The 20,005-nt window shown below is 74.6% G+C and carries 23 protein-coding genes and 1 pseudogene; 11 read left to right on the forward strand and 13 right to left on the reverse strand.

Features of this window, described 5'->3' with window-relative positions; all coding sequences use genetic code 11:
- The first annotated feature begins 80 nt into the window (after nucleotides 1-80).
- The 7 genes from AC1C2V_RS12755 to AC1C2V_RS12785 are packed head-to-tail and all read left to right on the forward strand — an operon-like array spanning nucleotide 81 to nucleotide 6,239.
- Entirely contained in the window at nucleotides 81-1,010 is a 930-nt protein-coding gene (locus tag AC1C2V_RS12755; RefSeq protein WP_495389992.1) for an SDR family oxidoreductase, read from the forward strand.
- Nucleotide 1,011: 1 nt separating this feature from the next.
- Complete coding sequence (locus AC1C2V_RS12760) at nucleotides 1,012-1,920, forward strand: amidohydrolase family protein (RefSeq protein WP_495389993.1); 909 nt, start codon at nucleotides 1,012-1,014, stop codon at nucleotides 1,918-1,920.
- The gene (locus AC1C2V_RS12765; RefSeq protein ID WP_495389994.1) at nucleotides 1,913-3,490 is read left to right on the forward strand and encodes an acyl-CoA synthetase; all 1,578 of its coding nucleotides are present in this window, start codon (nucleotides 1,913-1,915) and stop codon (nucleotides 3,488-3,490) included. Before AC1C2V_RS12760 ends, AC1C2V_RS12765 begins: the two co-directional genes overlap by 8 nt.
- Entirely contained in the window at nucleotides 3,487-3,939 is a 453-nt protein-coding gene (locus AC1C2V_RS12770) for a MaoC family dehydratase (protein WP_495389995.1), read from the forward strand. The genes AC1C2V_RS12765 and AC1C2V_RS12770 overlap by 4 nt, the downstream gene beginning before the upstream one ends.
- Nucleotides 3,940-3,949: 10 nt before the next feature.
- Nucleotides 3,950-5,209: an acyl-CoA dehydrogenase family protein gene (locus tag AC1C2V_RS12775; RefSeq protein WP_495389996.1), complete on the forward strand. Its 1,260-nt coding sequence runs from the start codon at nucleotides 3,950-3,952 to the stop codon at nucleotides 5,207-5,209.
- Between the two features lie 2 nt (nucleotides 5,210-5,211).
- Entirely contained in the window at nucleotides 5,212-5,343 is a 132-nt protein-coding gene (locus AC1C2V_RS12780) for a hypothetical protein (protein ID WP_495389997.1), read from the forward strand.
- Between the two features lie 20 nt (nucleotides 5,344-5,363).
- On the forward strand, nucleotides 5,364-6,239 hold the full coding sequence (locus tag AC1C2V_RS12785; protein WP_495389998.1) for an oxygenase MpaB family protein: 876 nt from the start codon (nucleotides 5,364-5,366) through the stop codon (nucleotides 6,237-6,239).
- Nucleotides 6,240-6,341: 102 nt separating this feature from the next.
- Here the strand turns inward: AC1C2V_RS12785 and AC1C2V_RS12790 are convergent.
- The 5 genes and pseudogenes from AC1C2V_RS12790 to AC1C2V_RS12810 form a co-directional block, all read right to left on the reverse strand.
- Nucleotides 6,342-6,533: pseudogene (locus AC1C2V_RS12790) on the reverse strand (helix-turn-helix domain-containing protein); the annotation flags it as partial.
- A gap of 164 nt (nucleotides 6,534-6,697) precedes the next feature.
- Nucleotides 6,698-7,735, reverse strand: a complete 1,038-nt coding sequence (locus tag AC1C2V_RS12795) for an ABC transporter permease (RefSeq protein WP_495389999.1) — start codon at nucleotides 7,733-7,735, stop codon at nucleotides 6,698-6,700.
- The gene (locus AC1C2V_RS12800; RefSeq protein WP_495390000.1) at nucleotides 7,732-9,315 is read right to left on the reverse strand and encodes a sugar ABC transporter ATP-binding protein; all 1,584 of its coding nucleotides are present in this window, start codon (nucleotides 9,313-9,315) and stop codon (nucleotides 7,732-7,734) included. The genes AC1C2V_RS12795 and AC1C2V_RS12800 overlap by 4 nt, the downstream gene beginning before the upstream one ends.
- Entirely contained in the window at nucleotides 9,312-10,463 is a 1,152-nt protein-coding gene (locus AC1C2V_RS12805) for a substrate-binding domain-containing protein (protein ID WP_495390001.1), read from the reverse strand. The genes AC1C2V_RS12800 and AC1C2V_RS12805 overlap by 4 nt, the downstream gene beginning before the upstream one ends.
- Nucleotides 10,464-10,639: 176 nt before the next feature.
- Nucleotides 10,640-11,575 carry a helix-turn-helix domain-containing protein gene (locus tag AC1C2V_RS12810; protein WP_495390002.1) on the reverse strand — a complete coding sequence of 312 codons (936 nt, stop codon included), beginning with the start codon at nucleotides 11,573-11,575 and terminating at the stop codon, nucleotides 10,640-10,642.
- A 113-nt stretch (nucleotides 11,576-11,688) separates the two neighbouring features.
- On the opposite strand from AC1C2V_RS12810, the gene AC1C2V_RS12815 reads away from it, so the two are divergent.
- Nucleotides 11,689-13,143 carry an aldehyde dehydrogenase family protein gene (locus tag AC1C2V_RS12815; protein WP_495390003.1) on the forward strand — a complete coding sequence of 485 codons (1,455 nt, stop codon included), beginning with the start codon at nucleotides 11,689-11,691 and terminating at the stop codon, nucleotides 13,141-13,143.
- A gap of 183 nt (nucleotides 13,144-13,326) precedes the next feature.
- On the opposite strand, the gene AC1C2V_RS12820 is transcribed toward AC1C2V_RS12815, so the two are convergent.
- From AC1C2V_RS12820 to AC1C2V_RS12845, 6 genes are read right to left on the reverse strand one after another with little or no spacing between them, the layout of a single operon-like run.
- On the reverse strand, nucleotides 13,327-13,917 hold the full coding sequence (locus tag AC1C2V_RS12820; RefSeq protein WP_495390004.1) for a hypothetical protein: 591 nt from the start codon (nucleotides 13,915-13,917) through the stop codon (nucleotides 13,327-13,329).
- Entirely contained in the window at nucleotides 13,914-14,507 is a 594-nt protein-coding gene (locus tag AC1C2V_RS12825; protein WP_495390005.1) for a DUF6286 domain-containing protein, read from the reverse strand. The genes AC1C2V_RS12820 and AC1C2V_RS12825 overlap by 4 nt, the downstream gene beginning before the upstream one ends.
- Nucleotides 14,504-14,911, reverse strand: a complete 408-nt coding sequence (locus AC1C2V_RS12830) for an Asp23/Gls24 family envelope stress response protein (RefSeq protein WP_495390006.1) — start codon at nucleotides 14,909-14,911, stop codon at nucleotides 14,504-14,506. The genes AC1C2V_RS12825 and AC1C2V_RS12830 overlap by 4 nt, the downstream gene beginning before the upstream one ends.
- The gene (locus AC1C2V_RS12835; RefSeq protein ID WP_495390007.1) at nucleotides 14,904-15,086 is read right to left on the reverse strand and encodes a DUF2273 domain-containing protein; all 183 of its coding nucleotides are present in this window, start codon (nucleotides 15,084-15,086) and stop codon (nucleotides 14,904-14,906) included. The genes AC1C2V_RS12830 and AC1C2V_RS12835 overlap by 8 nt, the downstream gene beginning before the upstream one ends.
- A complete protein-coding gene (locus AC1C2V_RS12840) occupies nucleotides 15,083-15,478 on the reverse strand; it encodes a hypothetical protein (protein ID WP_495390008.1) in 396 nt (131 codons plus the stop codon). Before AC1C2V_RS12840 ends, AC1C2V_RS12835 begins: the two co-directional genes overlap by 4 nt.
- Nucleotides 15,475-15,969, reverse strand: a complete 495-nt coding sequence (locus tag AC1C2V_RS12845) for an Asp23/Gls24 family envelope stress response protein (RefSeq protein ID WP_495390009.1) — start codon at nucleotides 15,967-15,969, stop codon at nucleotides 15,475-15,477. The genes AC1C2V_RS12840 and AC1C2V_RS12845 overlap by 4 nt, the downstream gene beginning before the upstream one ends.
- Before the next feature lie 128 nt (nucleotides 15,970-16,097).
- On the opposite strand from AC1C2V_RS12845, the gene AC1C2V_RS12850 reads away from it, so the two are divergent.
- Together AC1C2V_RS12850 and AC1C2V_RS12855 are read left to right on the forward strand one after the other, a co-directional pair.
- Complete coding sequence (locus tag AC1C2V_RS12850; protein WP_495390010.1) at nucleotides 16,098-16,658, forward strand: RNA polymerase sigma factor; 561 nt, start codon at nucleotides 16,098-16,100, stop codon at nucleotides 16,656-16,658.
- Entirely contained in the window at nucleotides 16,649-17,275 is a 627-nt protein-coding gene (locus AC1C2V_RS12855; protein WP_495390011.1) for a hypothetical protein, read from the forward strand. The genes AC1C2V_RS12850 and AC1C2V_RS12855 overlap by 10 nt, the downstream gene beginning before the upstream one ends.
- Here AC1C2V_RS12855 and AC1C2V_RS12860 read toward each other — a convergent pair.
- Together AC1C2V_RS12860 and AC1C2V_RS12865 are read right to left on the reverse strand one after the other, a co-directional pair.
- Complete coding sequence (locus AC1C2V_RS12860; protein WP_495390012.1) at nucleotides 17,248-17,685, reverse strand: YchJ family protein; 438 nt, start codon at nucleotides 17,683-17,685, stop codon at nucleotides 17,248-17,250. The two genes, AC1C2V_RS12855 and AC1C2V_RS12860, sit on opposite strands and share 28 nt — an antisense overlap.
- Nucleotides 17,682-18,929, reverse strand: coding sequence for an MFS transporter (locus tag AC1C2V_RS12865; protein WP_495390013.1), 1,248 nt, complete (start codon nucleotides 18,927-18,929; stop codon nucleotides 17,682-17,684). Before AC1C2V_RS12865 ends, AC1C2V_RS12860 begins: the two co-directional genes overlap by 4 nt.
- Nucleotides 18,930-18,989: 60 nt before the next feature.
- On the opposite strand from AC1C2V_RS12865, the gene AC1C2V_RS12870 reads away from it, so the two are divergent.
- Nucleotides 18,990-19,931, forward strand: a complete 942-nt coding sequence (locus AC1C2V_RS12870) for a hypothetical protein (protein WP_495390014.1) — start codon at nucleotides 18,990-18,992, stop codon at nucleotides 19,929-19,931.
- Nucleotides 19,932-20,005: the final 74 nt, after the last annotated feature.

The raw sequence follows: 20,005 nt of genomic DNA on the forward strand, positions 1-20,005 counted from the left end.
TGGCAGCACGCCTCGACGACGCGGTCGACGGCGCAACGACGTCATAGCGACGTTGCAGTCGACGATGACCGGGGGAGTGCATGGCCAGCGGGAACGTCAGCCTGGACGGCAAGGTCGCGATCGTCACGGGCAGCGGCAGGGGGCTCGGCCTCGCCTACGCCACCGAGCTCGCGCGCCGCGGCGCCGCGGTGGTCGTGAACGACGTCGACGACGACGTCGCAAAGGCGGCGGTCGCCCGGGTGGAGGACGCCGGGGGCCGGGCGGTCGCGGTGGTCGCGCCGGTGGGTCCGACGGCCACGGCACAGGAGCTCGTGGCGGCCGCCGTGGACGCGTTCGGCCGGCTCGACGTCCTCGTGACGAACGCGGGAGTGCTGCGCGACGGCGTGCTGTGGAAGATGTCGGACGACGATTTCGACACCGTCATCGGCGTGCACCTGCGCGGCACCTTCACCTGCGTGCGCGAGGCCGCGACCCATCTACGGCAGCAGGGCGAGGGCGGCCGCATCGTCTGCGTCGGCTCTCCCACCGGTCAGCGCGGCAACTTCGGCCAGACCAACTATGCCGCGGCAAAAGCCGGCATCGTCGGCATGGTCCGCACCTGGGCGTTGGAGCTCGCGCGCGCCGACATCACGGTCAACGCGATCGTGCCCGTCGCGGCAACGGCGATGACGGAGACGGTCCCGTTCTTCCGCCCGTTCGTCGAGGCAGCGCAGCGTGGTGAGCCGATGCCGCCCTTCGCGCGCCGGGCGCTCGGCTTCGGCGGCCCGGACGACGTCGCGGGCCTGGTCGCGTTCCTCGCCTCGGAAGCCGCGGCGTCGGTGACCGGCCAGGCGATCGGCGTCGGCGGCGACCGCCTCGCGCTGTGGACGCACCCGCAGGAGGCGGTCGTCGCGCTCGCCGACGGCGGCTGGACGGCGGACGAGCTCGCGCAGGACTTCGGCTCGGTCGTCGGCCCGCACCTGCAGACGGTCGGGCAGAAGTTCCCCGAGCCGCCGGCGCCGGGGGTGTGACGTGACACGTCACGTGGCGCGGTACGAGTGCGCGGTCGACGTCGACGCGATCGACGCCGTCGACGTCCACGTGCACGTGGAGAAGGACCACGACGGCCGCCACTCCCTGCCGCGCGAGGTGATCGAGGCCGCCGCCCGCTACTTCCGCGCCCCCACCGAGCGGCCCACCGTCGACGAGACCGCGGCCCACTACCGGGAGCGCGCCACGGCCGCCGTGGTCTTCACCGTCGACGCCACGACCGAGCTCGGCCACGCGCCCAACAGCGTGGACGACCTCGTCGCGGGCGCGGCCGCGAACGCCGACGTGCTCATCCCCTTCGGCTCGGTGGACCCGCGCCGCCCCGACGCCCTCGACGAGGCCCGCCGCCAGCTCGACGACCTGGGCGTTCGGGGCATGAAGTTCCACCCCACCCTGCAGGGCTTCGACCCGTCGGAGGAACGCTGGTTCCCGCTCTACGAAGCCATCTCCGCTGCGGGCGTGCCCGCCCTCTTCCACACCGGCCAGACCGGCATCGGCGCGGGCATGCCCGGCGGCAACGGGCTGCGGCTCGGCCTGTCGAACCCGATGCTGCTCGACGTCGTCGCGGGCACGTTCCCGCAGCTCACGGTGATCATGGCGCACCCGTCCGTGCCGTGGCAGGACGAGGCGATCGCCGTCGCGACGCACAAGGGCAACGCGTACATCGACCTGTCGGGCTGGTCGCCGAAGTACTTCCCCGAGGCCCTGGTGCGGCAGGCGAACAGCCTGCTGCAGGACAAGGTGCTCTTCGGCTCCGACTTCCCGCTGCTCACGCCGGACCGCTGGCGGCGCGACTTCGCCGCCCTCGACGTCAAGGACGACGTGCGGCCCAAGATCCTCAAGGACAACGCGCTGCGGGTGCTCGGCCTCGCCGGGGCCGGCCGTGCGTGACCTCGGCATCGGGTCGTGGCCCCGCCGCCGCCTGAAGAACACGGCGGGGCGGACGGCGATCTCGTTCGGCGACCGCTCGTTCACCTACGCGGACGTGGAGCGCCGCACGCGCCGGCTCGCGAACGCGCTGCGGGCCGCAGGCGTCCAGAAGGGCGATCGCATCGCGTACGTCGGGTTCAACCACCCGGCGCTGCTGGAGACGTTCTTCGCGACCGCGCAGCTCGGAGCGATCTGGGTGGTCGTCAACGCGCGGCTCGCGTCCGACGAGGTCGAGTACGTGCTGCGCGACTGCGGCGCCTGCGTGGTCGTGCACGGGCGCGAGCACGCGGAGCTGGCGGTGCGCGTCGCGCCCGCGCTGGACGGGGTCGGCGCCTGGGTGGCGGTCGACGCCGATCCGGCCGGACCCGAGGTGGCGGGCGCCGTCGACTACGAGCGGCTCCTCGCGACGGCGGCCGAGGCCGAGATCGACGAGCCCGTCTCCTGGGACGACCCGGCCCTGATCATGTACACCTCGGGCACCACCGGCCGTCCCAAGGGCGCCGTCCACACGCACGGCTCGCTGAGCTTCCAGTACTTCTCGGTGCTGGTCGACTCCGACGTGGTGCACGACGACGTCGCGCTGGCGTTCGCGCCGCTGTTCCACGTGGCGGGGCTCAACATGCTGGCCATGCCGACGTTCCTCAAGGGCGGGCGGATCGTGCTGCAGCAGCAGTTCCGGCCCGAGCGGGTGCTGCGCGCGATCGGGGCCGAGCGGGCCACCAGCATGTTCGCGGTGCCGACCATGCTCGACCTGCTCGCCCGGCACGAGGACTTCGCCACGACCGACGTCTCCAGCCTGCGCAACGTGTATGTGGGCGGCTCGCCGCTGCCCGACCGCACGCTGCGGGCGTGGGCCGGGCGCGGCGTCGGCATCCTGCAGGGCTTCGGCATGACGGAGACAGCGCCCGGCGTCTTCCTGCTCACCGCCGAGGACGCCGCGCGGAAGCCCGGCTCGGCCGGCCGCCCGCACTTCTGGGTGGAGGGGCGCGTGGTGCGCGGCGACGGCACCGACGCCGCCCCCGGCGAGATCGGCGAGGTGATCGCCCAGGGGCCGAACGTCATGGCGGGCTACTGGCAGAACCCCGAGGCCAGCGCCGCCGTCCTCGCCGACGGGTGGTACCGCACCGGTGACCTCGCCACCGTGGACGTCGACGGGTACGTCTTCGTGCGCGACCGGCTCAAGGACATGTACATCTCCGGCGGCGAGAACGTGTACCCGGCCGAGGTGGAGAACGCGCTCCTCGAGGTCCCCGGCGTCGCGGAGGTCGCCGTCGTCGGGGTGCCCGACGAGCGGTGGGGCGAGGTGGGCTGCGCGTTCGTCGTCCCCGCCGAGGGCGCGGGCCTCACGCCCGAGGTCGCCGCGGCCCGCGTCCGGGAGGCACTGGCCGACCGGCTGGCCCGCTACAAGATCCCCCAGCACGTGGTGCTGTGCCCCGAGCTGCCGCGCACCGCGACGGGCAAGCTCCGCAAGCACGCTCTCCGCGAGCGCTTCGAGACCGAGACCGGCACCGACACGATGGAGACCGCATGACCACCACCGTCCCGTACGCCGAGATCGAGTCCCTGGCCGGCGCCGACCTGGGCGTCACCGCCTACCGTGAGGTCACACAGGAGCAGGTGAACCTGTTCGCCGACGCCACCGACGACCACCAGTGGATCCACACGGACCCGGAGCGCGCGGCGGCCGGCCCGTTCGGCGGCCCGATCGCGCACGGCTACCTCACGCTGTCGCTGGTGGTGCCGTTCTCCGAGGAGCTGCTGCAGGTCGAGGGCGTGGGCACCAAGGTCAACTACGGCCTCGACCGCGTGCGCTTCCCGGCGCCCGTGCCGGTGGGCTCCCGCGTGCGCATGGCCGCGACGGTGCGCGAGGTGACCGCAGTCGCGGGCGGGCACCAGCTCGCCGTGGAGGCCGTGATCGAGGTGGACGGCGGCACCAAGCCAGCGGTCGTCGCCACCTGGCTCGCGCGCTTCTACGCCTGAGGCGGCCGCGATGACGAGCAGCTCGAGGGACACGCGGCAGGATGAGGTGACCGACGACCGGCTGTACGCCGACGTCGACCCCTACGACTACGAGCTGCTGCTGACCGGCGCCGAGCGCGCAGTGCTGCGCCGGCTGCGCGACGCGCTGGAGCGCGACGTGGCGCCGCACGTCGACGACTGGTGGGAGCGCGCGGAGTGCCCGCCGGCCCTGCGCGACACGCTCGCCGGGCTGCGGCTGATGGACCCGCCGGAGCCGGGGGGCGCCACGACGCCACCCGAGCCGTCGGCGCTGTTCGCCGGCTTCCGCACCTTCGAGCTGGCGCGCACGGACGTCTCGACGGCGGTGCTCTTCGGCGGGCACGGGTGGCTGTTCCGCAACGCGGTGCTGCGCGGCGGGTCGCCGGAGCAGGTCGACCGTTGGGACCCGGCCGTCCGCGACTGGAGCACCTGGGGCGCCTTCGCGCTCACCGAGCCCGACCACGGCAGCGACGTCGCGCGCGGGCTCGAGACCGCGGCCGTCCGGGACAGCAAGGACGACACCTGGACCCTCACGGGCGCGAAGCGGTGGATCGGGGGAGCGGGGCGCGCGGACCTGCTCTGCGTCTTCGCCAAGGACCGCTCCGAGGGTGCCGCGGACGGTCGGGTCATGGCGTTCCTCGTCGACCGTCGCGCCCCGGGCGTCACCGTCGAGACCATCGGGCGCAAGACCGCGGTCCGCATCGTCCCCAACGGGCACGTGACGCTCGACGGCGTGCGCGTGTCGGAGTCGATGCGGTTGCAGCGGGTCGAGTCGTTCCGCGACGTCAACCGCCTGCTGCGTGCCATGCGCACCGACGTCGCGTGGCTCGCGGCCGGGGCGCAGGCCGGCGCCTACCGGGCGGCGCTCGCGTACACGACCCGGCGGGAGCAGTTCGGGCGGCCGATCGCGTCGTTCCAGCTGGTGCAGGCCAAGCTGGCGGCGATGCTCGGGAACCTCACCGCGTCGCTCGGCATGGCGGTGCGGCTGTCGCAGCTCGCCGACGCCGGCACCGTCGACGCGCCGGGGTTCTCCGACGCGGACGCCGCGCTCGCCAAGGGGTGGATCGCGCGGCGCACGCGTGAGACCGTCGCGCTCGCCCGCGAGGTGTGCGGCGGCAACGGCATCACCCTCGACGCCGGGGTCGCGCGGTTCTTCGCCGACGCCGAGGCGATCTACACGTTCGAGGGCACGGACGAGATCAACCACCTCGTCGTCGGCCGCGCGATCACCGGGATCAGCGCGTTCGTGTGACGGTGTCTGCGGCCCTGTGTGGGCTCGACATCGACGGCGCCACCAACGAGGGAGGCCACGACATGACGACCGAACGCGACATGACGACGGACGACGGGTGGCGCATCGCGGTGCTCACCCCGATGGACGTCTGAGCGGGGGCGATACTGGCCGCATGACGACGGCGACGAAACCCGTGGAATCGGTGCGGGCCAAGGTCGGCGACGCCCTCTTCCTCAAGGTCGCCGGGCCGGACGGGCATGCCAACCGCGACCGCATCCACCTCACGCCAGGGCCGCGATGGTTCACCCCGGACAGCCCGATCGGCCGGGTGCACGGGGACGCGTCGATGTTCGTGGGCGGGCTGCGGGCGCTGCTGCTGCAGTCGCTGCACCCGCTGGCGATGGCGGGCGTGGCGGGGCACTCGGGCTACCGCGGCGACCCGTGGGGCCGGCTGGCGCGCACGTCCACCTTCATCGCCACCACCACGTTCGCCACGACCGACGACGCGGAGGCGATGATCGACCGCGTCCGCGGGGTGCACGAGCGGGTGCGCGGCAAGGCCCCGGACGGCCGCCCGTACCGCGCGGGCGACCCGCACCTGCTCACCTGGGTGCACGCCGCGGAGGCGGACTCGTTCCTCGCCGCACACACCCGCTACGGCGAGCGCCCGCTCGCCGCCGGCGAGGCCGACGAGTACGTGGCGCAGTCCGCCCGCATCGCACGGGCGCTGGGCGCCGTCGTCGTGCCGGAGACGGTGGCCGAGCTGCGCGAGACGATCACGGCCTACCGCCCTGAGCTCGAGGCCACGCCCGCGGCGCTCGACGCCGCGGACTTCATGCTGCGCGAGCCGCCGCTGCCGCGCTCGGCCCGCGCGCCGTACGGCCTGCTCGCCGCGGGCGCCGTCGCGCTGCTCCCCGGCTGGGCCCGCGATGCCCTCGGCGTCGGCACCCCGTTCCGGCGCGCGTGCGGGGGCCCCGCCGGCGCGGTCGCCGTCCGTGCCGTGCGCTGGGGGATGGGGACGTCCGAGCGCCGGCGCGGCCTGCGCTGACGGCCCGCCGGCCGCCACGCGACAACCGCCACGCGACAACCGCCACGCGACAACCGCCACGCGACAACCGCCACGCGACAACCGCCACGCGGCGAACGCGCCCGGCGTCGTACTGAGCACGCGACGGAAGTGCCGCGTCAGGTGCGACTGGTCGTGGGACCCCGCCTCGACGGCCGCGTCCGCGGGCGTCCTGCCCTCCAGCAGCAGCCGGCGGGCGCGGTCCACGCGCCGCCCGGTGACGTAGCGCGTGTTCGTGCCCGGCGCCTGCTGCTGCTCAACGAGGCGCTGGAGCAGATCGTCATCGAGGGGGCCGACCCGGCCACGGTCGGGGGCGCAGGCGGCTCACGGTCGACAGCGAGGTCGTGGTGCCTGGACCTGCGGGCTCGCGGCCGCCGTCTGGACGCTGAACGAGCCCGAGCACTGGGCGGCGGCCGTCACCCTCGGCGTCGACGAGATCGTCACCGACCGGCCGGACCGCCTGGCGGGCTGGCTCGCAGGCCGGCCGTGGGCCTGCGCAGGAAGCGCGTCGCCCGCCGGATCGCCGCCGTCTCGCGGGCGGCGGCCTTCCAGCGGGACAGCGCGGTCGCGAGGATCAGGGCGACGCCGTAGAACAGGTCGTTCACCCAGGCCGGGGACCCGGCGAGCTGTAGCCCCTTGATCCCGACGGCCAGGACGTACATCGCCACGATCGTGCCCCACACGTTGAACCGGCCGCCGCGGAACTGCGTCGAACCGAGGAAGACGGCGGTCAGGGCGGGCAGCAGGAAGCTCGGCCCGACCGTCGGGTCGCCGGCGTTGATCCGGCTGGTCAGCAGCGCGCCCGCCAGAGCGGCGACGGCCCCGCCCGCGACGAGCGTTGCGACCCGCACGCGCTGGACCCGCACGCCGGCCAGGCGCGCCGAGTCCGCGTTGAATCCCGTCGCGTACGTGCGTCGCCCCGCCGGGGTGCGTTCCAGCACGTACCAGGTGACCAGCGCGACGGCGAGCAGCACGTACACCGGCACGGTCACGCCGAGGAGGTCGGTCGTGGCGATCGCGCGGTAGTCGGGGCCGAGGTCGAGGATCTGCCGGCTGTCCGAGACCCAGGCCATCCCGGCGAGCAGGATCGAGCTGGCGCCGAGGGTCGCGATGATCGACTCGACGCGCAGCCGCGTGATGATCAGCCCGGTGACCAGGCCGATAACCGCGCCGACGAACACCACCAGCGGTAGCTGGACCGCGATCGGCAGGCCCGCCCGGGCGAGGAACCAGGCCGACAGGATGGCCGAGAAGCCCACCTGGGCGCCGACGGCGAGGTTGAGCGACCCGGCGACCAGCGGCACCAGCGCGGCGAGCGCGGCGAGGCCGGTGAGGGCCTCGGCGTCGAGCAGCGACCGCCACACGCCCGGCTGCAGGAACTTCTCGGGGATCCACAGCGAGAACAGCACAAACATCGCCACGAAGATGTAGACCGCGCTGATGTTGCGGAACGAGAAGGCGCGCAGCGCTGAGTTCATGGTGCTCCTTGCGTCGAGCCCGCGAGGCCGTAGCCCTCGCGAACGAGGCGGTGCTCCGTGAGGTCGCCGCCGGCGAGCTCGACGGCGACCTCGCCGTCGCGCAGCACGAGCACCCTGTCGCACAACCGCACCAGCTCCTTGGCCTCCGAGGAGGAGACGAGTACGGCGGCGCCGCCCGCCGCCGCGGCGTCGACGGCCGCGTAGACCGCGTGCTTGGCGCCGATGTCGACGCCCTGCGTGGGCTCGTCGAGCAGCAGCACGGCGGGGTCGTCGCGCAGCCACCGCGCCAGCACCAGCTTTTGCTGGTTGCCGCCGCTGAACAGCGAGAACGTCTGCTCGCGCCGCCGCGGCACGACGTCGAAGCGCTCCAGGAGCCGCTCCGCCTCGGCGTTCTCCCGACGCCGCGCGACCGCCCCGAGCCGCCCCGTGAGCGTGCGCAGCTGCGGCAGCGTGAGGTTCTCGCGCGCCGTCATCGGCCCGGTCGACCCGTCGCGGGCGCGGTCGCTGGGGACGAACGCCATCCGCCGTCGGATGCTCGCCGCCGGCGAACGGCGCGGGTACGGCCTGCCGCGCACGGTCAGCTCCGCCGCGGTGCCGTGAGCCGCGCCGAACAGGAGGGCGGGCACCGTCTCGCGGCCCGAGCCCAGCACGCCCGCGACGCCGACCACCTCGCCCGGGTGCAGGTCGAGGTCCAGGCCCCGCAGGCCCGGGCCGGCGAGGGCCCGGGCCCGCAGCACGGGCTCGGCGCCCGCGCGGGTCCCCGGCCGGGCGGCGCCGTCCGCGGTGTGCGAGCCGGCGCCGAGTGAACCCGTGCCGAGTGAACCCGTGCCGAGCTCGCCCGTCACGAGTTCCACCAGGCGGCCGTGGTCCAGACCCTCGACCGGCTCGTCGGCCACCTTGCGACCGTCGCGCAGCACCGACACCCGGTCCGCGAGCGCCAGCACCTCGTCGAGGCGATGGGAGATGAACACGACCCCGGCGCCGTCCGCCGCGAGCCGTCGGACGGCGGCGAAGAGCACCTCGACCTCGGTGCGGTGCAGCGACTCCGTGGGCTCGTCGAGCACGACGACATGCCGGCCGTGCGTCCACCCGTCCAGGGCGCGCGCGATCGCGACGATCGCCCGCTGCGCCGGGGTCAGCGTGCGGACCGGGGCGTCGACGTCGAACACGTCGCCGAACCGCCCCACGAGCTCGCGGGCGCGCGCCCGCGGCGCCGCGACGGGGGTGGGTGCGAGCGCTGCGGCGCCGGACCCCGCGAGCAGGGTGAGGTTCTCGACGGTGCTGAGCTCGCCCACGAGTGCCAGGTCCTGGTGGATGAAGTGGACCTCGGTCGCGGTCCCGTCGTCGGCGCCGCTCTTCTCGTTCGTGCCCCTCTCGATCGTGCCCGCGTCGGGGACGTAGAGGCCCGCGAGCACCTTGACCAGGGTGGACTTCCCGGAGCCGTTGTGGCCGACGACGGCGACGACCTCGCCGGCGTTCACATCCAGGGACACCTCGTCGAGGGCCACCAGGCCGGGGAAGGTCTTGACGACCCCGGCGACCCGCAGGAGGGGAGCGGCGCCGGCGGAACGTCCGGTCACCGGCCCACGAGCCAGTTCGCCGCGAACCGGTCCTGGTAGTCCTCGATCGCGACGTACCCCACGGCGGGGTCGTCCGGCACGGTCGACGTGTCGATCACCTGGGTGAGGGTCTGGGCGCGAACCAGGTCGTCCGGCCAGGCGTAGTCCTGGCCGCCGATCTCGCGCAGGAGCTGGTCCAGCACCGTCCACATCATGAGGTTGAGATCGACGGCGAGCGTCGCGTCCTGCTGGCCGCCGGCGACCTGCTCGAGGTTGGCCGGGGCGGGCCACATGGCGATCCCGTCGACGTCGATCCCGGCCAGGTCGAGCTTTTGCGCGAGGCCGATCTGCACCTCGTCGACGGCGCCGATGAAGTACTCGGTGTCGGGGTTGGACTGGAGGTCGCTCACGATGCGGTCGGCGGCGGTGGAGCCGAGCTCGGCGATCGGGATGTCGATCACGCGCAGCTCGCAGGTGGGACACAGCTCGGTCATCTTCTCCTGCGCGCCCTCGAGCTCGTAGGAGGAGAAGGGGAACTCCGGGATGTTGTAGAACGCGTACTCCTGCGCGCCGCCCGAGCGCACGACGGCCGCGGCGGCGAGCGCGGCGCCGTTGGCCCGCATCCACTCGGGGCCGTTGAACGCCTCGGGGAGCCCGAGCTCCTCCGTGTTCATCACGGAGCCGCTGGCCATGGGGATGCCGAGCTCCTCGAGCTGTGCGAGCTGCGGCTCGAAGAAGACCGGGTCCAGCGTGATGTTGATGATCCCGTCGGGCTCGAGCTCGACCACCGAGTTCATCGCGGCGTTGATCGACTGGGCATCCTGGCCGGTCTCGACCCGCTCCAGCGTGAGCCCCAGCAGCTCGGCCGGGGCCTGCAGGTTGGCCCACATCTGGGCGCTGACGGGCGTGCCGAAGTCGAGGTAGACGACGTGCGTGCCGGGTTCGACGGGGGCGTCGAGGGGCTCATCGATCAGCAGGTCCTTCTCCGTGCCGCCGAGCCAGGGAGCGAGGAACTCCTCCGCGGCGGCGACGTCGGCGGCCCCGCTCGAGCCGCCCGGGCCCGTGGAGGGGTCGTCCACGCCGGCGTCGTCGGAGCAGGCGCCGAGGCCGAGGGCGGTCGCGGCCGTGAGCGTCACGGCCGCCATGGTCCGGGTTCGCAGTCCGCGCATCGTGACACGTCCTTCCGCCCGTCGACGGTGACGGGGATCGGCGGGCCCGGCCTCGTCGTCGGGCGTGTCGCGAACGTAGGTCCGCTGTGCGAACGGCTCAAGGAGTGTGCCGCGACCGTGCACAGAACGCCGATGCGCGGGCGCGCCGCCGCTGGCCCGGGCAGCGGCTCAGGGGCTCAGCGGAACGCGGCGCGGTGGTCGCGCGGCAGCGTGCCGTAGGCGCGGCGGAACGCCCGCGTGAACGTGGTCGCGTCGTCGAACCCGCAGGCCGACCCGATCTGGGCCACGGTGCGGCGCTCGGTCGGGTCGCTCAGCCGGGTGGCGGCCGCCGCCAGCCGCACCGATCGCAGGTGCTCGCCCGGGGTGGCCCCCAGCGCGCCGAACAGCACGTACAGCCGGCGCCGCGACATGGAGAATCGGCGGGCGATCAGCTCGACGTCGAGCGCCGGGTCGCCCGCGTGCGTGCGCACGAAGTCCTGGATCGCCGCGAGCAGGCCCGCCGGCGTCTCCGGCAGCACCGGCCCCGACGCGAAGGACGTGCGCAGCATCGCCACCGCCAGGTCGCGCGCCACGGCTCCGGCGTCGTCCACCGCGGCACCGTCGTCGATCGCGATGCCGCCCAGGCCGGGCACGATGCCCGCGACGTAGCCGAACAGCACCCGCGCGGCGGGCGAGCCCGGCAGCGCGAGGCGGCGCCGGGCGGCGTCGAGCATCCCCTCGGGCAGGCCGAGCGAGGATCGGGAGACCTGCACGATGAGCTGCTGCTGGTGGGGCGCGGAGTAGTCGAGGTAGTACGGGGCGTCGGTGGCGTAGACCGACACGGAGCCCGGCCGCACCCCGACAGCGGTGCCGCTCGCGCGCACGAGCCCGCGCGAGGAGCGCTGCAGCGACAGGTGCAGGTCGTCGCTCGCGGCGTGCGCCGCGAGCCGGGCCGACCGCTCCGCGCTGGTGCCGCAGGTCGTGACGAGAGAGACGGAGATCCCGTCGTCGAGCCCGACGTGCTCCATCCGGCCGCGGAACGTCCGCTCGAAACCGAGGCAGCTCAGGGGCACGAACAAGTTGCTCACGACGTCCTGCCAGGCGTCGGCGCTCTCGACCTCGAGTACTGCCATGGTGCCTCCGTGCACGGGCTGCCCGGTCCTGCGAACGCTAGTGCACAAAACGCCGACGGAGGAGGGGTCGGGGTGGGTTAACGTCCGAGTGCGGACGACGAGATGGGGAGACGATGACGTTCTTCGATCCGGCCGACTGGGACGGGTGTGCATACCTCGGGGGGTGGGCCGCCACCGCTGCCACGGCCGACGTAGTCAACCCCGCCACCGGCGAGACGATCGGGCGGGTCGCTGCCGGCGGCGCCGACGACGTCGCGCGGGCCGCGGGCCTCGCGACGTCCGCGCAGCGCGAGTGGGCGGCGCGCCCGGCCGAGGAGCGCGCGGCCGTCATGCGCGCCGCGGCCGCCGTCCTGGCGGAGCGCACGCCGCAGTACGTGGACTGGCTCGTGCGGGAGGCGGGCTCCGGCCAGGGCAAGGCGGCCTTCGAGGTGGGCCTCGTGTCCGCGGAGCTCCACCTGGCCGCCGCGACGGCCCTCGTCCCGTACGGGCAGCTCCTGCGCACGGCGCAGCCCAGGTTGTCGCTGGCGCGGCGGCGCTCGGTGGGCGTGGTCGGCGTCATCTCGCCGTTCAACTTCCCCGGCATCCTCGCGATGCGGTCCGTGGCGCCCGCGCTCGCGCTGGGCAACGCCGTCGTGCTCAAGCCCGACCCGCGCACCGCCGTCGCGGGCGGGCTGTTCCTCGCGGCCGTGCTCGAGGAGGCGGGGCTCCCCGCCGGCGTGCTGTCCGTGGTGCCGGGCGGCGCGGAGGCCGGCGCGGCTCTCGTCGACCACCCGGGCGTGCCGGTCCTGTCGTTCACCGGCTCCACGTCCGCGGGCCGCGTCATCGGGGAGCGGTGTGGGCGGCTGCTCAAGCGGGCCCACCTCGAGCTGGGCGGCAACAACGCGCTCGTCGTGCTGCCCGGCGTCGACGTCGAGGCCGCCGCGAGCGCCGGCGCCTGGGGGACCTTCCTGCACCAGGGGCAGATCTGCATGACGGCGGGCAGGCACCTGGTGCACACCGACGTCCACGACGCGTATGTGGCGGCGCTCACGGAGAAGGCGCGGAACATCCCCGTGGGCGACCCGGCCACGGGCACGCCGCTCGGCCCGCTCATCGACGCGGGCCAGCGGGACAAGGTGCACGGCATCGTGACCGACTCCGTCGCGGCGGGCGCGGTGCTCGAGGCGGGCGGCCGGTACGACGGGCTCTGCTACGAGCCCACCGTGCTGTCCGGGGTCACGCCTGAGCACCGCGCCTGGGCGGAGGAGATCTTCGGTCCGGTGGCGCCCGTGCTGCGGTTCTCGTCGGTGGACGAGGCCGTGGACCTGGTCAACGCCTCCGAGTACGGGCTCTCGGTGGGGGTGCTCACCGCGGACGCGTTTGCCGGCTACGAGCTGGCCGACCGCCTCGACGTGGGCATCGTGCACGTGAACGACCAGACGGTGGACGACGAGGCGGCGGCGCCGTTCGGCGGCACCAAGGCGTCGGGCACCGGCGCGCGGTTCGGCGGGCACGACGCCAACGTGGAGGCGTTCACCGAGACGCAGTGGGTGACCGTCCAGTCGCAGGTCCAGCGCTACCCGTTCTGAGCTCAGGTTCTGAGGCTCAAAGAAGGGTGAATCGACTCGAACGAGGAGATGTCACATCGTAGGCATCGCGTCGATCATCCAGTCGCTGGGGTTTCTGGCGGTCGGGGCGCGCTGCCGGCGTCCCCGCTGGCGGCCGTCGCACCGGTGGCCGTCGCGCCTCGCGAGAGCATCGCCTGACGCGCGTCAGGCGACGCGACGGCCCGCCGCGCCGCGGCGGGCGACGGCGAGGTGCACCCGCGCCGTGAGGTCCTGCCCCAGCACTTCACCCGTGCGGCGGGCGACGTCGTCGACGAGGGTGCCCAGCGCGGTGACGTCGGCCTGCGACGCGACCCTGACGCGTCCCACGAGGACGAGCTGACCGTGCTCCCGGCTCAGCCCCAGCGACGCGGAGCGCACGCGGGGGTCCGACTCGAGGGCGGCCGACGCCGCCCGGGTCGCAGCGTCCGGAACGACTCGCAGCCGGTCGCCGGTGCGCGAGCCCGGCAGGGGCAGCGACCCGGAGCGCGGACCCGGCCGGTGCGCGATCAACCACCAGAGCCCGAGGCCGACCAGCAGCAGCGCCGCCACGGCGCAGGCGCCGGCCCACCAGCTCGCGTCCGCCGCATCGCCGACGACGGAGGCGTCGAACGACGTACCCGGCTGGGGCAGCCCGGCTCCCGTGGGGAGCCAGCCCGCGGCGAGGGCGACGAGGCCGGCCCCGCCGATCACCAGCACCAGGCCGACGACGGTCAGGATCGTGCGGTCGGCTCCCACGACGTGGCGGCGCGTCCTCATGGCGCACCCCCAGCGGTCACGGCGTGCACGTGCACCTGGGGGGCGGGGTCCAGGACGGCGAGCCTGGAGGTGACCACCTCGGTCACCTCGCCCGGGACGCCGTCGTCCCCGGTCGTCCGCACCCGCACCACGACGCTGCGGCGCGACGCCGTCGAGGCCGCGGCGAGCACGCCGTCGACGTCGTCCGCCGCCGCCGACGCCAACCGTGCGACGTCCTGGGCCCGCAGCTCCACGCCGGGCGCGTGGCGCAGCCGCGCCGTGCGGGCCCCGGTGCGCCACGCCGCGGCCAGCACGATGACGCCGACGACGATCGCCGCCACCCCGGCGCCGATCGCGCCGGAGCTCAGCGTCGTCCCGTCCAGCCGGTCCGCCGTCAGCCGCAGCCATCCGTCCTCGGGCAAGAGGCCCCCCACGGACAGCGCGGAGAGCGCCTCCTGCCCGGCGACCACGCCCGCTGCGATCAGCAGCACGGCCAGCACGACGCTCGCGGCGCGCGCCGCGGCCGCGGAACGATGCGGCGGCGCGGCGGGCACCGGTGCACCCGCCCCGGCGCCGGGCGCCCGCTCGGAACCCTCCACGATCGTCGTCATCGCACCCTCCTGATCTCTGCCGCGGGCGGCTGCACCCCGGCCACCGTCACCACGAGGTCGTCCACGTGCACCCCGACCAGGCGTCGGAGCTCGTCGCGGACGGCGTCGCGCACCCGTGCCGCCACGTCGGCGGCCGGCTCGGGCCAGGTCGACGCGACCTGAGCCCGCACGCGTGCCCGCAGGCCCGCGAGCTCGATGTCGACTCGTGGGAGGTCGCTGCCCGCCAGCCCGCCGGGCACCCGCGTCGAGACGCCCGCGGCGGCGCGCTGCGCCACCTTCACCACCACCCGGTCGGCGACGGTGACGTGGCCGGCGACGGACCCGGCGTCCTGCCCGCCGTCCGGGTCGCTGGCCACCTCGCCGGCCACCTCGCCGGACACGTCGTCAAGGTCGTCGTCAGCCACGGCGCCGGCCTCCCAGGAGCGCGCCGATGTCCAGTCTCCCGTCGAGATGCGCGCCGACCGCGAGGCCGATCCCTCCCAGCACGATGGCCAGGAGGAAGCCCAGGAAGCCCCCGGTGGTCACGGCGAGCGCGAGCAGCAGGCCGGCGATCAGCCCTGTCGTGGTGAGGTTGTTCATGTCTCGTCCTTCCACGTCCCGGTCGTCGGGACCTCCGGGCCACCGGTCGTCCCGGTGGCCTCGACGTCGTCCACGTGCACGATGACGGGCGTGTCCGCCGCCGGGCCTTCCTCGCCTTCGTCGTAGCCCTGCGCCGCGGACCGCCGCAGCGCCTCCCGGACGGCCTCGTGCACGGCGCCGGCCACGCCGGGCAAGTCGTGCAGGCCCGCCTCGGTGACCACGACGTGCACGTGCACGCCGTCCTCGTCGAACCGCACGCCCGGCACCCGGTCCCCGGGCAGGTAGGTGGCGACCTCACCGAGGAGTCCGCCGCTCAGCTCTGCCACCCCCGGGACCGCCACGGCGGCGTCGTGCAACCTGCGGGCGGGCGTGGGGAGCGTCGGCCCGCTCACTGCACCCGCTGCTGCTGTTGCTGCCCGCCCTCGTCCTCCTCATCGGGCAACCAGACGTCGCTCACGTCGACGTTGACCTCGATGACCTTGAGCCCGGTCATCCGCTCGATCGACGTGATGACGTTGCGGCGCACCGCCTCGGCGACGTCGGCGATGGCAACGCCGTAGTCGGCGACGATCTCGACGTCGACCGCTGCCTCGGCCTGGCCCACCTCGACGTTGACGCCTTGGGCGTAGTTGGTGGTGCCGCCCGGGATGCGCTCCCGGATGGAGCCGAACGCACGGGCTGCGCCGCCGCCGACGCCGTGCACCCCCGTCACGTCGCGCGCGGCGATACCGGCGATCTTGCTGACGACGCCGTCGGCGATGGTGGTGGTGCCCTTGTCGGTCGCCAGCGGGCCCTTCGGGGTGCGCTCGGCCGGCTGTCGCCGGGTGTTCGCCGAGTCGTTCCCCCCCTGGGTGGCGGCATCCTGCTGCGTGCTCTCTGCCATGTCCAGCCTCCGTGCTCGGTGCCCCGTGCGTCGTCTGTCGCGCGACGAGTGCGGTTTCTTCCGACACTGGGTGAGTGCCCGCAGCCCGTCGATCGTCACGCTCCGAGGAGAGTGATCTGCGTCACATCGTGCTGGGCGTCGCATGGCCGACGGTGGACGACGACGCCGAGCTGGTCCGTCGCGCCAGGCTCGCGGACAAGGATGCGTTTGGCGCGCTGGCTGCCCGCCACGGGACGGCGATGTACCGCTACGCGCGCAGGATGCTGGGCGACGGCACCGCCGCCGAGGACTGCGTGCAGGACGCGCTCGTGGCGGCGTGGACGTCGGTCGACCGGTTCCGCGGGGACGCGGCCGTGCGAACCTGGCTCTTCGGCATCCTCGCGAACACGGTGCGTCGTCGCGTGCGGGACATCGTGCGGCACCCGGCCGAGGAGCTGCCGCAGAGCCTGCCCGCCGACGGGTCCTCCGACCCGGCGGCCGCGGCGCGGGTGCGCGACCTGCTCGAGGCGCTGGAGGGAGCGCTGGCCGACCTGCCCGAGCTGCAGCGGGCCTGTTGGATCCTGGCCGAGGTGGAGAGAATGCCCTACGCAGACGTCGCGCAGGTCCAGGCGACGACGGTGGGTGCGGTGCGTGGAGCGGTCCACCGGGCGCGCCAGAACCTCGGGAGGAGGTTGGAGCCATGGAGGTGAACCCGGGCACGGGTGACCTCGGCGACGACACCGCGCAGGACGAGGTGCAGGACGAGGTGCAGGACGAGGTGCAGGACGAGGTGCAGGACGAGGTGCAGGACGACGTGCAGGACGACGTGCTCGGCCGTGCCGCCGCGGGACTGCGCGAGCTGACGGACGAGGGCTGGGTGCGGGCGCGGCAGTCCGTCCTCACGCGGGTGCTCCGGACCGCGCGGCCCTCGGCGTACGTGGCCGGCCGGCACGCCGGCGGGCCGTTCGTCGTCGCGACGCGCCTCGTCGTCGACCGGGTGCGCGCGGCGCTCGACGACCCGGACGGCGAGATCGGGGTGAGGGACGTCCGATGCGCCGCCGGCGACCCCTCGGGGGCGGCCGCCCCGGAGCTGGAGTCGGTCACCGTGGTGCTGAGCGTGCGCTTCGGCTCCCGGATCGCCGACGCCGCCGACCTGGTGCGTGGGGCCACGGCCGACGCCGTGTCGGCGGTGCTCGGCACCGACTTCGACGCCCACCGGGTGGCCGTCGACCTGCACGTCGCCGACGTGCACCCGGACATCCACCCGGACATCCACCCGGTCGCACGGCACGTGGATGGTCAGGCCTCGACGTCGCCGTCCACGTAGAACCAGCGCCCACCCTCGCGGACGAACCGGCTCACCTCGCGCAGCCGGCCGCGCGCGCCGGTGCCCGCGGACCGGTACGACGCGACGAACTCCACCTCGCCGCCGTCGTGGAACGGGCCGCCGGCGTGGGTGGCGAGCACGGTGAGGCGCCGCCACTCCTGGTCGACGTCGAGGTCGAGCGACGACGGCCGGGTGCGGGGGTGCCACGTAGCCCTCAGGTAGGCGGCGTCCCCGACGGCGAACGCGCTGTAGCGCGAGCGCATCAGCGCCTCCGCCGTCGGCGCCGGTCGTTCGCCGCGGTGCAGCGGGCCGCAGCACGCGCCGTACGTGTCCCCGGAGCCGCAGGGGCAGCGGTCGGTGTCGTCCACCTGCCAATGGTCGGCGGAGACGTGACGCACTGATTCAGTCATTGCGTCATGTCGGGTCGGGCGGGGGTGTTCGCCGTGGTGAGCGGCGGGTTGAAGCGCTCCTCGGCGAGGGCGACGAGCAGGGCCAGCAGCACGGCGACGGCGCTCGCGAGCGGCACGGCACGGATGCCGACGACGGCGACCAGCGCCGCGCCCAGCCCGGAGCCGGCCGCGATGCCGACGTTGAACATGGACGACGACACGGCCACGCCCATGTTGGTCGACCGCGGGGCCACGAGCATCACGCGGTGCGACAGGGCGGGCGGCACGGTGGAGAAGGAGAACCCGAACAGCGCGAGCGTCGTCACGGCGGCCACCGGGTTGTCGCCGAGCGCCCACATCGCCGCCAGGGACACGGTCAGCACGCTGAGGCCCGCCAGGAGCACCACCACGGGGTAGGCGTCGATGAACCGGCCCACGACGATCGCGCCGACCACGCTCGCCGCGCCCTGCAGGAGCAGCAGCCGCGGGATGTCGGCCTGGGTGAACCCGGCGACGTCGATGAGGTATTGGGTGACGAACGTGATGATGCCGAACGCGCCCGCCAGCACCAGCCCGGTCGTGACCATCTGGAAGCCGAACCGGCGCGCGTTGGGGTGGGGGGCGCGGCTCGCGCCGCCCTCGGACGGCGGAATGGTGGGGAACAGGGCGAGGACTACCAGCGTGACGACCAGCGACAGCGCGGCGACCGCGGCGAACGTCCACCGCCACGACGTGTGCTCGCCGAGCCAGGTGCCGACCGGGACGCCGAGCACCGGGGCCAGCGAGTTGCCGAGCGCCAGCCGCGCCATCGCCTTGCCGCGCACGATCGGCCGGAACAGCCCGGTCGTGGCCGGCACCACCGCGACCCAGAACAGCGCCTGCGCGGCGGCGGTGACGAGCCGTGCCACCATCAGCTGCTCGTACGTCGGGGCGAGCGCCGCCCACAGCGTCGCCACGGCCGCGAGGCCGGCGCAGCCCGACAGCACCCAGCGCCGCGCCACCCGCCGCGTCCAGTGCGCGAGCGGGATCGAGGTCAGCAGCACGACCACCGCGTACCCGGTGACGAGCAGGCCGATCTGCGACGTCGAGCGGTCCAGGTCGGGGGCCATCAGCGTGAGCAGCCCGGACGGCAGCGACTCGACGGTGACGAACAGGAACGTCGACAGCGCCATCGCGAGCAGGATGATCGTCGCGCGGCGCTCGTCCACGGGCGCTCGGCCGGCGGACGCTACGGGGGGCCGGCTCTGCGGCGGGGTGTCGGTCATGAGGATCGAATCGATCCTAAGCGCCGAGCCGGGTGCGGGCCGCCCCTTTACCCTCGAAGGATGCCCACGCTGCTGGAGGTCGCCACCGAGCTCTACGCGCTGGCCCCGGGCGGGTTCGTGCCGGCGCGCGAGGCGCGGGCCGCCGAGCTGCGGTCCGACGACGAGCCCGACCTCGCGCGGCAGGTGCGGGCGCTGCGCAAGCCGTCGACGGCGGCGTGGGTCGTCAATCATCTGGTGCGCGCCGATCCGGACCAGGTGCAGCAGGTCGTGGACCTCGGCGCGGCAATGCGCGCGGCCCAGGAAGGCGTGGACGGGGACCAGCTGCGTGAGCTGACCCGGCAGCGGCGGCAGCTCACCGTGGCCGTCACCGCGCGGGCGCGGGCGCTCGCGGCCGAGGCCGGGACCATCGTGTCGGACGCCGTCGCGACGCAGGTCGAGGCCACGCTCACCGCCGCGATGATCGACGACGGTGCGGGACGGGCGGTGCGTGCCGGGGTGCTGGTCGGCGCGCTCGAGGCGACCGGGGTGGATCCGGCGGACGTCGCGTCCGCCGTCGCCGCGCCGCAGGAGCTCGGCATCGAGCCGCATACGGACGGCAGGCGGCGGCACTTGCACGCCGTGCCCGACATCCCGGGATCGGGCAGCGGCGGCCGCCGGTCGGCCTCGGATCGGACCGCCGAGGCGGAGCGCGAGCAGGTGCGCGAGCAGGTGCGACGCGACGTCGCGGACGCCGCCGACGACCTGGCGGCCGCGGAGCGGGAGCGCGCGGCGGCGGCGGACGACGTCGCGCGGATCGAGGCGGCCGCGGGCCGGCTGGACGCCGAGCGGGACGCCGTCCGCCGTCGCCTCGCGGTCCTGGACGAGGAGGCGCAGACCGTCGAGGCCGAGCTGCGGGGTGCGGCGCTGCGCCGGGAGCGGGCGGAGCGGGCGCGGGACGAGGCCACCCGCCGTCGCGACGAGGCGGATGCGCGCCTGGCCGGTCTCGAACCTGGGCGGGGTTAGCCGGCGGCCTCGGGGCGCACCGCGCGCCGGACGGAGTCCCGCAGCAGAGTGCGGCGCCGTTCGAGCCGAGCCCA

Source organism: Isoptericola sp. Y541, from assembly GCF_059445465.1.